Consider the following 15,971-nt stretch of genomic DNA (forward strand, 5'->3'; position numbering starts at 1 on the left):
CGTCCGGGGGGACTGCGGGGTTACGCTGCCGATCATGCTTGTCGCCGCCGCAGTCTGCCCGTGCCCACCGCTGCTCGTTCCCGAGGTCGCCGCGGGTGCCGCTCCCGAGCTGGACGCCGCCCGTGCCGCGTGCACGGATGCCCTCGGTGTGCTCGCCGCCGCCCGGCCGGACAGGCTGATCGTCGTCGGGCCCACCCGGCAGGGCGAGACCGACTCCTACCCGCAGGGCACGCCCGGATCATTCCGCGGCTTCGGCGTCGACGTGGGCGTACGACTTGGCCGGGAGAAGGCGGGTGACGTGCCGGGGGCGGCGGAGGTGACGGAGGCGGCCGTCGCAGCAGACACATCCGACGCGTCCGACGCGGCCGTGCGACCGGCCTTGCCGCCCTCGCTCGCGGTCGCCGCGTGGCTGCTGGAGCGGACCGGTTGGTCGGACGCACCGATCGAGGGGTTCGCCGTGGGGGAACCTCTCGCGCCCGAGCGGTGTATTGAGATCGGCAGGGACATCGCGGCCCGGGCCGAGCGGGTGGCGCTGCTGGTGATGGGCGACGCCAGCGCGTGCCGCACGCTCAAGGCGCCGGGCTACCTCGACGAGCGCGCGGAGCCGTTCGACGCGGCGGTCGGGCGTGCGCTGGGTTCGGCCGACCTCGCGGCCCTGGAGGCGCTGGACCTGGAGCTGGCGCGGCAGCTCATGGTCTCGGGCCGGGCGCCGTGGCAGGTGCTCGCGGGCGCGGCCGCCGGCGCCGGTCTGGGCGCCGAGCTGCTGTACGAGGACGCGCCGTACGGGGTCGGGTACGTGGTGGCGTCCTGGTCGTAGGGGCGGGAGCTGGGGGGACGAAGCAGGAAACGGCGGACGGCCGGGAGCGTCGTGCTCCGCGGCCGCCCGTCATGCCGTATGTCCTGGTCCGCCCTTCTCGGCGGCTCCGGAGTCAGCTGTGCTGTCGGCTGTTCAGGAGGTCGGCGGCGGGCCGCTCGGCGGCGTGGTGGTGCCGCCTCCCGCGCCCCCGTCGTGCTTGTGCGCGAGCCGGTCCATGGCGCCCTTGGCCTTGTCGGTGCCCGTATGGATCTTGTCGCTGTACTTGCCCTTGGTCCGCTCGTCGACGGCCTTCGCGGCCTTGTCGATGCCGTGCTGGATCTTGCCCCCGTGCTGCTGCGCGAGGTCGGAGACCTTGCCCTTGGCCGGGCCCAGCTTGGCCTTCAGATTGTCGAAAAGACCCATGGGTTCACCTTCCCTCGCGGGCTGTCACGTCCGGGCGCTCTCGTCGGCCTCGCTGTCGGCCGCCTTGTCGGGCGACTGCTGCTGCGGGATCTCCACCGCCTCCGAAGCCTCGCCCTCGTCACTCTTTGCCGCCGCGGCCGGTTCCGTCGCGGCGACGGCACCGGTCTCGCCGGAGCCCTTGGCCTCCGCAGCCTCTTCCGCCGCGGACCCGGCAGACGGCTGGTCGGCACGCGCCTCGGCGGTCGACGTCTCCTCCGTGGTCTTCGACCTGCGGAAAAGTCGCGCAAAAACGCCCATATCAACTCCATACGTTACTCGCGCGGGCGAAATCCCGCGTCGCCTTGGGGTCCCCCTGCCCGGGCGACGCCGAGGAGGCCGGGAAGCGTCCGTGTATCGCCCGGGTCGCCGCCTCTGTGAACCGGCGGCGTGAACCCCGCAACGGGCAACGACTCCAGGTTGCCCCCGTCACGTAACTCGTTCGGGGGCGGGGTGGGAGGTTTGCGAGACTGTTGCGGTGAGCAGCGCACTTCCCGCCCCCCGAGTCATCGCCGTTGTCGGACCGACAGCGGCCGGAAAGTCCGATCTGGGTGTTCACCTGGCCCAGCAGCTCGGTGGGGAGGTCGTCAACGCCGACTCCATGCAGCTCTACCAGGGGATGGACATCGGCACCGCCAAGCTGACGCCCGAGGAGCGCGGCGGCGTCCCGCACCACCTCCTGGACGTCTGGGACGTCACGGTCACGGCCTCCGTCGCCGAGTACCAGCGGCTCGCCCGGGAGCGCATCGACGCCCTGCTCGCCGACGGGCGCTGGCCGGTCCTGGTCGGCGGGTCCGGCCTGTACATCCGTGGCGCCGTCGACAACCTGGAGTTCCCCGGCACCGACCCCGAGGTCAGGGCCCGCCTGGAGGATGAGCTCGCGCTGCGCGGCCCCGGCGCGCTGCACGCACGCCTCGCCGCCGCCGATCCCGAAGCGGGGCGGGCGATCCTGCCCAGCAACGGCCGCCGTATCGTGCGGGCGCTGGAAGTGATCGAGATCACCGGGATGCCTTTCACGGCCAACCTCCCGGGTCACGACTCGGTGTACGACACCGTGCAGATCGGCGTCGATGTGGAGCGTCCCGAGCTGGACGAGCGCATCGCGCTCCGGGTCGACCGGATGTGGGAGACCGGGCTCGTCGAGGAAGTGCGCGCACTGGAGGCGCGGGGGTTGCGCCAGGGGCGTACGGCGTCGCGTGCACTCGGCTACCAGCAGGTGCTCGCGGCGCTTGCCGGTGAGTGCACGATGGAGGAGGCCCGGGCCGAGACCGTCCGGGCCACCAAACGCTTCGCGCGCCGTCAGGATTCATGGTTCAGGCGCGACCCCCGGGTGCATTGGCTGAGTGGAGCCGCGTCGGAGCGCGGGGAACTTCCGCGGCGTGCCCTGGCGTTGCTCGAACGACCGGTTACAGCCTGATCACGTGATGGCATCGGGACGCTCCGGCCGTCATCCGGGCATCCGGTGCCATGCCATCATCGAGCTTCGATCGACCAAGTGGAGTCCTAGTTGGGAGGGCGCGTGGCGATGGAGGCCGGCCCTCGCAACACGGCACCAGGCACCGAGTACACCGCCACCGGCAGTGGTGCACCGGAGCGGGGTGGCGACGGTCCTCGAGGCGCCGAGGTGGAGGGGCCCGGCGCGGCCGGAGGTGCCCGCTTCGGTACCGACGGTGCGGGTCTCGCCGGCGACGGTGCCGGTCCCGGTGCCGACGTGGACGGGCGTGTCAGCCCCGACGGTGAAGGTCATCCGAGCGTCGACGGTGAAGGTCATCCGAGCCCCGATGGTGCTGGTCCTCCGAGCCGCGAGGGTGAGGCTCCGCTCAGCCTCGACGGGGAAGGTCCTCTCGGCGCCGACGGGCTCGACGAGGTGCCGGGCGGTGTGACCGACGACGGTCCGGAGCCGGACGAGATGTTTCTGAGCGGGCCCGAGGTCGAGGTCGAGCTGCGTCCACAGCGCCGGCTGCGCCTGTGGCAGCTCGCGCCGATCGTGGGCCTGGCCGCGGTGGGCTCCCTGATGTTCGCGTTCCCGCTGGCCTTCGATTTCGGCGACTCCGGGGCCGTGATCGCCATGCTGGGTCTGCTGATCTGCTCCTGCGCTGCCGGCTGGGGCATGATGGCGGCCCGCAGGGTCGGCCACACCTGGCCTGGGCTGCCGCAGCGCGGTTCGGGGCGGCGGCCGGACTGGCGGGTGGTGCTCGCGTACATGGTCGTGGTCGCCGCGGTGGTGGTGCTGGCCGTGTGGCGGGTGGCCCGGCTGCGCTGAGCCCCGGGCTCGGCGAGCGGGTCGGTCACCGCCAGGGGGCCCCGTGTCTCCGCGAGGTCACCCTCGGTCACGGGCACCTGACGCCACGGGCGCGAGGCAGTGTCGTAGTCACCCCGTACGATCGAGGAATGAGCACGCGGATCGCCTTCCTCAAGGGCCACGGCACCGAGAACGACTTCGTGATCGTCCCGGACCCCGAGAACGTCATCGACCTGCCCCCCACCGCCGTCGCCGCCCTGTGCGACCGCCGGGCGGGCATCGGCGGTGACGGCGTGCTGCACGTCGTCCGTTCCGCCGCGCACCCCGAGGCCAAGGAGATGGCGGCCGAGGCGGAGTGGTTCATGGACTACCGCAACGGCGACGGCTCGATCGCGGAGATGTGCGGCAACGGCGTGCGGGTCTTCGCGCGCTACCTTCAGCGCGCCGGACACGTCGCCGAAGGCGACATCGCCGTAGCCACGCGCGGGGGCGTGAAGACGGTGCACCTCGCCAAGGACGGTGACGTCACCGTAGGCATGGGCAGGGCGCGGCTGCCCGAGGGAGACGTCACGGTGAGCGTCGGCGAGCGCAGCTGGCCCGCGCGGAACGTGAACATGGGCAACCCGCACGCCGTGGCTTTCGTGGACGACCTCACGGACGCCGGCGACCTGTACTCCCCACCGCCGTTCAGCCCGGCCGCCGCCTACCCGGACGGGGTCAACGTCGAGTTCGTCGTCGACCGCGGCCCCCGGCACGTCGCCATGCGTGTGCATGAACGTGGCTCCGGCGAGACCCGCTCCTGCGGCACGGGCGCGTGCGCCGTCGCCGTGGCCACCGCCCGCCGTGACGGCGCCGACCCGGCTGTCACCGGGACGCCGGCGACGTACACCGTGGATGTCCCGGGTGGGCGCCTGGTCATCACCGAACGCCCGGACGGCGAGGTCGAGATGACCGGACCGGCGGTGATCGTCGCGGAGGGCGAGATCGACGCGGAGTGGCTCACGGGATCCGCCGGCTGACAAAGCGTCCTTTTCATGGCTGACGGAGCGTCCGTTCGCATGGCGGGAGTCGGCCGCCCTCGATCGACTGCTGTTCCCCGGAGGGCAACGGCGGCGTCCACCGCTCGGGCGTTCGACACCCGTCCCCCCAGTTCATGCCGTGCCCGGCCATAAACATCCAAACCGTCGCTCGAATGGGTGATCCGTTTCACGCTGAGCGAGAGGCGGTCAAGTGCGCGCGGCCGGCTCGATAGCATCAAGCACCGGCCCGGACGGGGGAGATGTCCGCCACCCCCTGAGCCGTGTCCGCCATGGGGCACCCCGTTCGCCGGTCCACGCAGCCGGAGGTGCCCATGAGTGCGGAGGCCACGAACCCTGCGAGCCCAGGCGCTGTAGCGGGCCCGATGCCAGGACCCGCGCCCTCGTCGGCGCCGCGCAGAAGGTCGCTCCCACGGCTCGACCTGCGCCGTCTGGGTCGCGCCGCCCTTCTGGGGCCCGCCACCCGCGACCGGCTGCCCGACGCCATCGGCCACGTCGTCGACGCGCATCGTGCCCACCACCCCGACGCCGACCTCGAACCCCTGCGCCGCGCCTACGTCCTGGCCGAGTCCTCGCACCGTGGCCAGATGCGCAAGAGCGGCGAGCCGTACATCACCCATCCACTCGCCGTCACCCTCATCCTCGCCGAACTCGGCGCCGAGACCACCACTTTGACGGCCTCTCTGCTCCACGACACCGTCGAGGACACCGACGTGACGCTCGATCAGGTGCGCGAGCAGTTCGGTGAGGAGGTCCGCTACCTCGTCGACGGCGTCACAAAACTCGAGAAGGTCGACTACGGCGCCGCCGCCGAGCCCGAGACCTTCCGCAAGATGCTCGTCGCCACCGGCAGCGACGTCCGCGTGATGTCGATCAAGCTCGCCGACCGGCTGCACAACATGCGCACCCTCGGCGTGATGCGCCCCGAGAAACAGGCCCGCATCGCCAAGGTCACCCGGGACGTCCTCATCCCCCTCGCCGAACGGCTTGGTGTCCAGGCACTCAAGACCGAACTGGAAGACCTGGTCTTCGCGATCCTCCACCCCGAGGAGTACGAGCACACGCGCGCGTTGATCGCCGAGAACGCGGCCCGCTCCGACGATCCGCTCACCGAGATCGCCGCCGAGATGCGCACCGTACTGAACGAGGCCGACATCGCCTCCGAGGTCCTCATCCGCCCCCGGCACTTCGTCTCCGTGCACCGCGTGTCCCGCAAGCGCGGCCGGCTGCGCGGCTGTGACTTCGGGCGGCTGCTGGTGCTCGTGAACGAGGACGCCGACTGCTACGGCGTCCTGGGCGAACTGCACACGTGTATGAAGCCCGTCGTCTCGGAGTTCAAGGACTTCATCGCGGTACCGAAGTTCAACCTGTACCAGTCCCTGCACACCGCCCTCGCCCGTGCGGACGGCCAGGTTGCCGAGGTCCTCATCCGTACGCAGCAGATGCACAAGGTCGCCGAGGCCGGTGTCATCGCGCTCGGCAATCCCTATGCGCCGCCCGTCTCGGACGATCCGGGCGACGGCGAGCGCGCCGACCCCACCCGCCCCGGCTGGCTCTCCCGCCTTCTCGAATGGCAGCAGGCCGCGCCCGACCCCGACACCTTCTGGTCCACCCTGCGGGAGGACCTCGCCCAGGACCGTGAGATCACCGTCTTCCGTCCCGACGGCGGCACCCTCGGACTGCCCGAGGGCGCGTCCTGCGTGGACGCCGCGTACGCGCAGTACGGCGAGGACGCGCACGCGTGCATCGGCGCCCGAGTCAACGGCCGCCTGGCGACGCTGAGCACGGTCCTGCGGGACGGCGACACCGTCCAGCTCCTCATGGGTCAGGACCCGGCCTCCGAGCCCTCCCGGGAGTGGCTGGAGCACGCCCACACACCGGCCGCCCGTATCGCCATCCAGCGCCGGCTGGCGGCGCACCCGACGCCGGCGGAGACCGCGGGAGCGGGGGTGGCGCTGCCGAGCGGCACAAGCCCTGCGGCCGGTGCCGGCCTTGCGGGGGGCGCCGGCCCTGCGGGGGGTGCCGGCCCGCGTCCCACGCCGGCCACAGGCCTTCCGGATGGCCCCGCCCCTGGCCCCACCTCGGCGGAAGGCCGGCCGGACGCCCCTCGTCCCACTTCCGGCGCGGCTGCCACTTCAGGCACTGCGGCCACTGCTGCCTCGTCCGGCCCTGCTGCCGCTTCGGTCTCGGCAGCCACGTCAGCCTCCGGAGCCCCGGGAGCGTCCACGTCCCCCGAAGCGGTCGCCGTCGACCGTCCCGGCGCGAGCGTCCGGCTCGCCCGTTGCTGTACGCCCGTACCGCCCGACGAGGTCACCGGCTTCGCCGTGCGCGGGGGAGTCGTGACCGTGCACCGTGTCGAGTGTGCGGCGGTGGCGCGGATGAAGAGCACGGGGCGCGCGGAGGTCGGCGTGCGCTGGGGAGAGACCACGGGGTGCCGCGTCACGCTGGTCGCTGAATCGTTCGGCCGCCCGCATCTCCTGGCCGACCTGACCGAGGCGATCGCCCTCGAAGGCGCCGAGATCGTCTCGGCCACCGTCGAACCCCCCACACAGCAGCGCGTACGGCACACCTACACGCTCCAGCTGACCGACGCCGCCCACCTGCCCACCCTGATGCGCGCGATGCGGAACGTGGCCGGGGTGTACGACGTCAGCCGGGCGCAGCACCACGTTCCGGCGTGGTGAGGCAGCACAGCACGACCACGGCTGTCGGCCGAGCGTCGACCGCACCCGGAGGGGCCTCCGTCCCCGCCCTCGACGCCCGCATTCCGGCGGCGCGCGCGGCCAGTACCCACGCGCGCGCACCCTCACGCCACACCCACCCCACCGGTGGACTGCGCACCTCGGCCCCACCCCGCGCCCCCGTTCGGGTGCGCCCGGCGCGCGCCGTCGTCGTACGGCACACGCGCGCTGATAGCCGTAGCCCATGCTGCTCACCCCTCGCGACAGGGCTCCCCGGCCCGCCACCGACGGCGCCCGAGCCCGCACCAGCGCCCCCAGGACCCACCGCCGGCTGAAGACGGCCCTGGCCGCCTCCGCCGCCTCCGTCTGTCTCGTCGCCGCGGGCGCCTCGCCCATCCCACTGGGTGTCGGCGACCGTCTCTTCCCGTACCTCGGAAACCCTGGGTACGACGTGGCCGCGTACGACCTCTCCTTCACGTATCCCGGCAGCAACGACAAACCGCTCCAGGCCGTCACCACCATCGACGCCCGGACGACCGCCCCCCTCTCACGCGTCAACCTCGATTTCGCCCGCGGCAAGGTCTCCTCCGTGGAGGTCGACGGTGAGCCGGCGTCGTTCGCCGCCGCCGGCGAGGACCTGGTCATCACGCCGGACGAGGCGTTGCCCGAGGGGCGGTGGACGCGCATCACCGTGCGGCACACCAGCGATCCCATGCCCGCGGGCGGGCGGGAAGGAGGCTGGGTCCGCACCGCCGACGGCCTCGCCATGGCCAATCAGGCCGACGCCGCCCACCTGGTGTTCCCCTGCAACGACCACCCCTCCGACAAGGCCCGCTTCACCTTCCGCGTCACCGCCCCGGAGGGTTACACGGCCGTCGCCAACGGTCTTCAGGCCGACGTGAAGCGTTCCGGCAGCGCGACCAGCTGGACGTACCGCACCCAGCACCCCATGGCCACCGAACTGGCGCAGGTCTCGATCGGGCGCTCCACGGTGCTACGCCGCATCGGCCCGCACGCGCTGCCCCTGAGGGACGTCGTCCCGACCCGGCACAGGACCGCGCTGGAGCCGTGGCTCGCCAAGACGCCCGAGCAGATCTCCTGGATGGAGAGCAAGGTCGGGCGGTATCCCCTGGAGACGTACGGTCTGCTCGTCGCGGACGCCTCCACCGGGTTCGAACTGGAGACGCAGACACTGTCTCTCTTCGAGAAGGGCCTCTTCACCGACCAGGCCTTCCCCAAGTGGTACGTCGACTCGATCATGGTCCATGAGCTCGCCCACCAGTGGTTCGGCGACAGCGTCAGTCCCCGCACCTGGTCCGACCTGTGGCTCAACGAGGGGCACGCGACCTGGTACGAGGCGCTGTACGCGGAGGAGAAGTCGAACCGGTCCCTGGAGTCGCGGATGCGCGCCGCCTACGGCGCCTCCGACCGCTGGCGCGCCGCCGGGGGCCCACCCGCCGCACCCAAGGTGCCCGAGTCCGGCAGCCGCCTCGGCATCTTCCGCCCGAACGTCTACGACGGCGCCGCCCTGGTCCTGTACGCCCTCCGCCAGGAGATCGGGCGCCCGGCCTTCGAGGGCCTGGAACGGGCCTGGGTGAGTCGCCACAAGGACGGCATCGCGACCACCGCCGACTTCGTGTCGCTGGCCACCCAGATGTCGGGACGGGACCTGAACGGCTTCTTCCAGGCGTGGCTCTACGGCGAGAAGACGCCGCCGATGCCGGGCCACCCGGACTGGAAGCCGGTCGCGGCCGACCAGTCGCCGGGACAGCCGACCGCGCCCAAGGTCGCAGCGCCCAGGAAAGCGGCCGCGGCACAGCACGGGGAATGATGGCTGCGGAACAGCCCGGGTTAGTCATGGCTGCGGAACAGCCCGGGGAATAACACGGTGACGAGACGGGGCGTTGCGTGCGACCATTTCCAGGTCGGCGGAACGGGTGACGGGAATCTCCCGGGCCACTCGTGCGTTGAGCAGGCTGACGGACCAGCTACGCACCGAGGTCCGTGAAACCCTGCCGACGCTGCGCCCCGTCGCCGGACAACGGAATCCCCAACGACGTAAGGACCCAATGACCTCCTCTTCTTCCCCTTCCCAGGACACCAAGCGCCTCGCGCACGACTTTCCCGAAGGTCTTCGGGCCGATGCCCTGATGGAAGAGGACGTCGCCTGGAGCCACGAGATCGACGGAGAGCGGGACGGCGACCAGTTCGACCGCTCCGAGCGCGCGGCTCTGCGCCGTGTCGCGGGCCTCTCCACCGAGCTCGAGGACGTCACCGAGGTCGAGTACCGCCAGCTCCGTCTGGAGCGGGTCGTCCTCGTCGGCGTCTGGACCTCGGGGACCGTGCAGGACGCGGACAACTCCCTCGCGGAGCTCGCCGCCCTCGCGGAGACGGCGGGCGCCCTCGTGCTCGACGGCGTGATCCAGCGCCGCGACAAGCCCGACGCGGCGACCTACATCGGTTCCGGCAAGGCCGAGGAACTGCGCGACATCGTGGTCGAGACCGGCGCGGACACCGTCATCTGCGACGGTGAACTCAGCCCCGGCCAGCTGATCCACCTCGAGGACGTCGTCAAGGTCAAGGTCATCGACCGTACGGCGCTGATCCTCGACATCTTCGCCCAGCACGCCAAGTCCCGAGAGGGCAAGGCGCAGGTCGCGCTCGCGCAGATGCAGTACATGCTGCCGAGGCTGCGAGGCTGGGGTCAGTCGCTGTCCCGTCAGATGGGTGGCGGCAAGGGTGGTGGCCTCGCGACCCGTGGTCCCGGTGAGACCAAGATCGAGACGGACCGGCGCCGGATCCGCGAGAAGATGGCGAAGATGCGCCGGGAGATCGCGGAGATGAAGACCGGCCGCGACATCAAGCGCCAGGAGCGCAAGCGCCACAAGGTGCCGTCGGTCGCCATCGCCGGCTACACCAACGCGGGCAAGTCCTCCCTGCTCAACCGCCTCACCGGCGCCGGCGTCCTGGTCGAGAACGCCCTGTTCGCGACCCTGGACCCGACCGTCCGGCGGGCCGAGACCCCGAGCGGCCGGCTGTACACGCTGGCCGACACGGTCGGCTTCGTGCGGCATCTGCCCCACCACCTGGTCGAGGCGTTCCGCTCCACGATGGAGGAGGTCGGCGAGTCCGACCTGATCCTGCACGTGGTGGACGGTTCGCACCCGAACCCGGAGGAGCAGCTGGCAGCAGTACGCGAGGTGATCCGTGACGTCGAGGCCACCGACGTGCCGGAGATCGTCGTGATCAACAAGGCGGATGCCGCTGACCCGCTGACGCTCCAGCGGCTGATGCGGATCGAGAAGCGCTCCATCGCCGTCTCGGCCCGCACCGGTCGAGGCATCGACGAGCTTCTCGCGCTCATCGACAACGAGCTGCCCCGCCCGTCCGTCGAGGTCGAGGCGCTCGTGCCCTACACCCACGGCAAGCTGGTCGCCCGTGCGCACGACGAGGGCGAGGTGGTCTCCGAGGAGCACACCCCGGAGGGCACCCTGCTCAAGGTCCGGGTCCACGAGGAACTGGCGGCGGAACTCGCGCCGTACCTTCCGGCGCCGGCCGCCTGACCGTCCCGAGCCCGGAGCTCGGAGCGTGAAGAAAGGCCCGCCCCTCGTACGGGGGGCGGGCCTTCCACATGCGCGCGTCACTGACCGCCGTACGTCCTGCTCATCGTCTCGTACAGCGCCTGCGCGTCCTGCCCCAGCTGCGGTCCCGCCAGCCAGGTGCTGTCGGGGGGACCGATCGACGTGTTGGAGACCAGCTTGGTCTCACCGTCCACGACCCGGAACCAGCCACCACCCGACGAACCGCCCGTCATGGTGCAGCCGATCCGGTACATCGTCGGCAGCGCCGGGCTGAGCGAGAAACGCCCCGGCCGGTCGATGCACTTGAACATCTGCAGCCCGTTGTACGGCGGGCCCGCCGGGTACCCCCACGCGCCCATCTCGCCGGCCTCCGCTGCGGACGGCGCCGAGAAGTCCACGTCCAGCGCCGCGCCGACCGTCTCCTCCAGGGACTTGGCGCCCTGCTCCGGCTTCACATGCAGCACGGCGTAGTCGTACGCCGCCCCCGCTCCGCCGGTCGCCGAGCCGCCCTGCAGCCATCCGTTGGAGGTGGCGGCCCAGTCCGCCCACCAGTTGCCGTACGGCGCGATCTCCCTGCTGGTGGCGTTGCCCAGTTCGCCCTCGGACTTGCCGAGGTCGTTATAGGCGGGGGCGAACATGATGTTCCGGTACCAGCCGCCGTTCTGCCCGGCGTGCACGCAGTGCCCCGCCGTCCAGACGAGATTGGACCTGCCCGGGTTGTTCACGTCCTTGATGACCGTGCCCGAACAGACCATCGAGCCCTCGGGGGAGTCGAAGAAGACCTTGCCGACGGGCGCCGCGTTCCGGTGGTACGGCGTCTTCTCCGCCTCGGCCTGGACCGGCGCGGGCTCCGGGTCGCTGATGCCCTGCTCGGCCGAGGCGTCCTTCGTCGACACCGTCTTGTCGGCTTCCTGTGCGGACTGCATCCGGTCCGGCTTCCACAGGCCCTCGATCACCGGATTGACGAAGTCCTCGGCCTCACTGAGCCACTTGTCCTTGTCCCAGTTCCGCCAGCCGCCGTCCCTCCAGGCGTCGACGTCGATGCCGTGCTCGGCGAGGCGGCCCGCGATGTCCGCCGGTATCCCGACCTTGCCGTCGCCGCCGCCGGCCTCCTGCGACGCCGCTGCACCGGCCTGGTCGGCCGCCGCCTTGTCCGCACCGTCGCCGCCACACGCGGTGGCGGTGAGCGCGAGAGCGGCGAGGAGCGCGGATGCGGCGAGGGTGGTGCGGGGTGTGTGTAGGGAACGCATCGTGCTGTGACCCCCGTTGAAGTGTCGTCCGAATGTGCTTTGCTGCCACTCGCTAGGCGCGCACCCACCTGGATTCATGGATGCGCCATCTCATGACCGCGCGTATGCATGACCGCGCGAATGCATGACCGCGCGGATGACTTACCGCGCGGATGGGTTACCGCGTGGATCCATTGCCGCGTGACCGCTTGGCCGGACGGGCGATGGTGCACGGATTCATGGGTGCGCGAGTCCGGGGACCCAGAGATGCCCGGATGAGTCGATGCCATCTCCCGGGATGCACCGGTGTGTTCAGCATCGGGATCCTCTGAATCACCGCCGCCAGCGACACCCCACTATGCCCGCACGCCTGCGGGCGAAGGGCGAAGGGCGGTGAGGTGGTGAAGGTTTCCGTCACGCAACCTCACCGCCGGCGCTATGGCACCGTCACTGGCCCGCGAACTTACCGCTGACCGCCTCGAACACGCCCTTGGCCTCGTCGCCCAGCCGCGGTCCCGCCAGCCAGCCCGCAGTCACCGGCCCGATCGAGGTGTTGGACACCAGCGCCGGCTTACCGTCCGACCCCGTCGATGCCCAGCCCCCGCCCGACGACCCGCCGGTCATTGTGCAGCCGATCCGGTACATCGTCGGGTCCGACGCGTTGATCGACAGACGCCCCGGCTTGTCCTCGCACTGGTACAACGTCTGTCCGTCGTACGGCGGAGCCGCCGGGTAGCCCGTCGCCGTCATGCTCTCCATCTCCGGCACGGCCGGAGCGGCGAAGTCGACCGGCAGTGCCGAGCCCACGATCTCCTCCAGGGACTTGCCCCCGCTGCCGTCCTCCGGCGTCACATGGAGCACGGCGAAGTCGTACGCCGCTCCGTCACCGCCCGTCGCGCTGCCCTGCTCGATCCACTGGTCCGAGGTCTGCACCCAATCGCCCCACCAGACCCCGTAGGGAGCGACCTCTTCCTTCGTGGCGCTCTGCAGTTCCGCGGCCGACAGGCCCGCGTCGTTGTACGACGGCACGAACGCGATGTTGCGGTACCAGCCGCCGCTCTTGCCCGCGTGAACGCAGTGCCCCGCGGTCCACACCAGGTTCGACCTGCCCGGGTTGGCCGGGTCCTTCACGACCGTCCCCGAGCAGACCATCGTGCCCTCGGGGGAGTCGAAGAGCACCTTGCCGGCCTCGGGGGCGTTGGCGTGGTACGACGCCGGCACGGCCTCCGCCTCCACCGGCTCGGGCGTCGGGTCGGTCACCCCCTGGTCGCCGGAGATGTCACCCTCGTCGACCGACTGGTCCGGCTCCTGGGCCTCACGCATCCGGTCCGGGTCCCACAGGTCCTCGATGATCGGGTTGATGTAGTCCTCGGCCTCGCGCAGCCAGTCGTCCTTGTCCCAGTTCTTCCAGGCGCCGTTCCGCCAGTTGTCCAGATCGATCCCGTGCTCTTTCAGCTGGTCCTTGATGTCGTCCGGGATCTGGAACTGGCTCTTGCCCTCCGCGCTCGTCGAGGCCGACGCCTTGGCGTCCGCCGCGGAGTTGCCCGACTCGCACGCGGTGGCGGTGAGCACCAGCGCGGAAGCCACCGCCAGGACGGCCGGCACGGAGGAGCCTCTGCGACGCGCACGCCTCTCCCGGCGGGCGATGAAAGACGGCCGTATGGATCGCATGGTGTTACTCCCCCTGGTGGTGAAAGAACTCGGCGCCGCTGCCGCGATCCCGGCCGAACTCACCTGCGGTTCACGCCGATCTCACGGTTTGCTGGGAATGGCACCCCACACTATGCGTTCGCTGTGGGGGACTTCCGACGGAACGGCAACGGTTCCGTCACGGCAAGGATCTTGAAGCAACCCGTAACCCGGTGGCGGGACCGCGGTTGGTAGCGGTGGGGGCGGAGCCCGGGGCAGATCGGGTGTGCCCGTGTACTGCCTGCGTTGCCTCGGGAGGTGTGCTGTCGGGAGTGATTGTTCGGGAGCACGGCGTGGGCGCGAACCCCACAACTTGTGCCCCGGCGTGAGCGGGTGTGAGGGCGACGGCGGGTGTACGGACGCAAGTAGGTACGCGGACGCCAATACGGACGCGGACGCAAGTAAGGGCGCGGACATAAGCGGGGACCTGCGAGTTCGTCCGGCGCTGGTGAGCAGGTTGCTGAGTCCTGACGTATCGGTCTGCGAGACCGAGACGAGACCGAGACCGATGGCCGAGGCCAAGGGCGCCGGGCAGCGGAACGGCCACCAATTCCTTGCCGTTCGCCCGCTCGCCAAGTGCCTGCGCGAGCAGAAGAAGCAGGCGATCACCGGCCGGACGAGGAGAGCGCGAGACCGACTCGTCGCCTCATGGCGGCGGCAGGTCGCTCCGGAGCGGGAGGACAGGGAGCCTTGACCGTGACCGAAGGGAACCCGCGCCGTCAGCCGGCGCGCGAGCCGGCAGCGCGGACCTACCCGCGCGCCCTGCCGATCGTGCCCGTGCGCGCCCGCGGCCTGACCGTCGAGGGCGCGGACGGACGCCGCTACCTGGACTGTCTCTCGGGCGCGGGGACCCTCGCCCTCGGTCACAACCACCCCGTCGTACTCGAAGCGATCCGCAAGGTCCTCGACTCGGGCGCCCCCCTCAACGTCTTCGACCTGGCCACCCCCGTTGAGGACGCCTTCGTCACGGAGCTGATGCGCACCCTGCCACCCGGACTCGCCGCGCACGCACGCGTTCAGTTCTGCGGCCCGTCGGCAACGGAGGCGGTCGAGACCGCCGTCGCCCTTGTACGCGCCGCGACCGGACGCCCGGACATCGTCGCCCTCACGGGCACCGACCACGGAATGCGGCCCGCCGCGTCGGTGCCCTCCGGTGAGGCCGGCGGATCTCCGAAGACCCTTATGCTGCCCCCGGCCGATCCCACCTGCCCCTTCGGCACCGCCGACCGGGACGGCCCCCGTCGGACAGCCGACTGGACCGAGGCCGCTCTCTCGGCCTTGCCCACGGCGACCCGGCCCGCCGGAATGCTCGTCGAGCCCGTCCACGGTGATTGCGGAGCGATCCCCGTGCCCGACGCCTGGATGCGCGCGACGCGCCGGATCACCGCTGCCCACTCCATCCCCCTCATCGTCGACGAGACCCAGACGGGTGTCGGCAGGACCGGTGCCTTCTGGGCCGTCGAACACAGTGGAGTCCAGCCCGACGTGATGATCCTTTCCGAGGCCATCGGCGGCAGCCTCCCAATGGCCGCAGTGATCCACCATGCGGACCTGGCGCCCCGCCAACCCGTCGCCCCGGCCGGCCCGTTCCGCGGCAACCAACTCGCTCTCGCCGCAGGGACGGCAACCCTCGCCCACGTCCGCGAACAGGGCCTCGCCGCACGAGCAGCGACCATCGGCTCGCGGATGCTGTCGGAACTCCACTCGCTGGCCGGGGAGTTCCCCTACATCCGCGGTGTGCGCGGACGAGGACTGATGATCGGTGTCGAGCTGGCGGAGGATACGGAAGCGGCGGCTTCCCGCGACGTCCGCAAGCAGGCCGGTGCCCCGAGGCCCGGCCTTGCCGCCGCGGTTCAGCGCGAATGCCTCCGGAGGGGTCTGATCGTCGGCCTCGCCCAGCGCCAACCGAACGTCGTGCGTCTGCTCCCACCGCTCACCATCAGCGACGAGCAGGCCTCGGCGGTAATCGACCGCCTGGCCGACGCCCTGACGGCGGCGGTCCGAGCTCACCCCGAGGAGCGCGGCCGCCCCTTGGGCTGCTCGGAGCGCACCACGTACGCCCAGGCCCGCCATACCGAGAACGGCGACTATGGCGATCGCACACCCCACACCGACAACGCCGTCCGCGACGACTGCACCGGCACCGGCACCGACAGCACGGACAGCACCGGCCAGGCCGGCAACCCCGACAACGCCCGCCAGGCCGATCGCGCCAGCCACACCGAGCAACGGCGATAGCGGGAGCGCGGATGCAGCC

Annotated in this window: 12 protein-coding genes; 8 read left to right on the forward strand and 4 right to left on the reverse strand. The window is 71.2% G+C overall.

Going from position 1 to position 15,971, the window contains the following annotated elements:
* The first annotated feature begins 34 nt into the window (after positions 1-34).
* Positions 35-817: a class III extradiol dioxygenase subunit B-like domain-containing protein gene (locus ACIHCM_RS27160; RefSeq protein WP_399900974.1), complete on the forward strand. Its 783-nt coding sequence runs from the start codon at positions 35-37 to the stop codon at positions 815-817.
* 132 nt (positions 818-949) lie between these two features.
* On the opposite strand, the gene ACIHCM_RS27165 is transcribed toward ACIHCM_RS27160, so the two are convergent.
* Positions 950-1,219, reverse strand: a complete 270-nt coding sequence (locus ACIHCM_RS27165; RefSeq protein WP_399900977.1) for an antitoxin — start codon at positions 1,217-1,219, stop codon at positions 950-952.
* A 24-nt stretch (positions 1,220-1,243) separates the two neighbouring features.
* Positions 1,244-1,516, reverse strand: coding sequence for a hypothetical protein (locus ACIHCM_RS27170; protein ID WP_399900980.1), 273 nt, complete (start codon positions 1,514-1,516; stop codon positions 1,244-1,246).
* A gap of 217 nt (positions 1,517-1,733) precedes the next feature.
* Between ACIHCM_RS27170 and miaA the strand changes: the two genes are divergently transcribed.
* From miaA to hflX, 6 genes are all read left to right on the forward strand, one after another.
* Entirely contained in the window at positions 1,734-2,672 is a 939-nt protein-coding gene (miaA, locus tag ACIHCM_RS27175; protein ID WP_399900983.1) for a tRNA (adenosine(37)-N6)-dimethylallyltransferase MiaA, read from the forward strand.
* Positions 2,673-2,966: 294 nt separating this feature from the next.
* Positions 2,967-3,518 carry a hypothetical protein gene (locus ACIHCM_RS27180; protein WP_399901249.1) on the forward strand — a complete coding sequence of 184 codons (552 nt, stop codon included), beginning with the start codon at positions 2,967-2,969 and terminating at the stop codon, positions 3,516-3,518.
* A 128-nt stretch (positions 3,519-3,646) separates the two neighbouring features.
* Positions 3,647-4,516, forward strand: coding sequence for a diaminopimelate epimerase (gene dapF / locus ACIHCM_RS27185; RefSeq protein WP_399900987.1), 870 nt, complete (start codon positions 3,647-3,649; stop codon positions 4,514-4,516).
* A gap of 332 nt (positions 4,517-4,848) precedes the next feature.
* A complete protein-coding gene (locus tag ACIHCM_RS27190; protein ID WP_399900990.1) occupies positions 4,849-7,218 on the forward strand; it encodes a RelA/SpoT family protein in 2,370 nt (789 codons plus the stop codon).
* A 241-nt stretch (positions 7,219-7,459) separates the two neighbouring features.
* Positions 7,460-9,046 (forward strand): M1 family metallopeptidase, encoded by a 1,587-nt coding sequence (locus ACIHCM_RS27195; protein WP_399900994.1) that lies wholly within the window; start codon positions 7,460-7,462, stop codon positions 9,044-9,046.
* Positions 9,047-9,284: 238 nt separating this feature from the next.
* The gene (hflX, locus tag ACIHCM_RS27200) at positions 9,285-10,778 is read left to right on the forward strand and encodes a GTPase HflX (RefSeq protein WP_399900997.1); all 1,494 of its coding nucleotides are present in this window, start codon (positions 9,285-9,287) and stop codon (positions 10,776-10,778) included.
* A gap of 77 nt (positions 10,779-10,855) precedes the next feature.
* On the opposite strand, the gene ACIHCM_RS27205 is transcribed toward hflX, so the two are convergent.
* Both ACIHCM_RS27205 and ACIHCM_RS27210 read right to left on the reverse strand, forming a co-directional pair.
* Entirely contained in the window at positions 10,856-12,046 is a 1,191-nt protein-coding gene (locus tag ACIHCM_RS27205; protein WP_399901000.1) for a trypsin-like serine peptidase, read from the reverse strand.
* A 426-nt stretch (positions 12,047-12,472) separates the two neighbouring features.
* On the reverse strand, positions 12,473-13,696 hold the full coding sequence (locus ACIHCM_RS27210) for a trypsin-like serine peptidase (protein WP_399901004.1): 1,224 nt from the start codon (positions 13,694-13,696) through the stop codon (positions 12,473-12,475).
* Between the two features lie 666 nt (positions 13,697-14,362).
* Between ACIHCM_RS27210 and ACIHCM_RS27215 the strand changes: the two genes are divergently transcribed.
* Entirely contained in the window at positions 14,363-15,952 is a 1,590-nt protein-coding gene (locus ACIHCM_RS27215; RefSeq protein ID WP_399901007.1) for an aminotransferase class III-fold pyridoxal phosphate-dependent enzyme, read from the forward strand.
* Positions 15,953-15,971 lie beyond the last annotated feature (19 nt).

Origin of the sequence: Streptomyces sp. NPDC052023, from assembly GCF_044548465.1 — a bacterium.
In the GTDB taxonomy this organism is placed as follows: Bacteria; Actinomycetota; Actinomycetes; order Streptomycetales; family Streptomycetaceae; genus Streptomyces.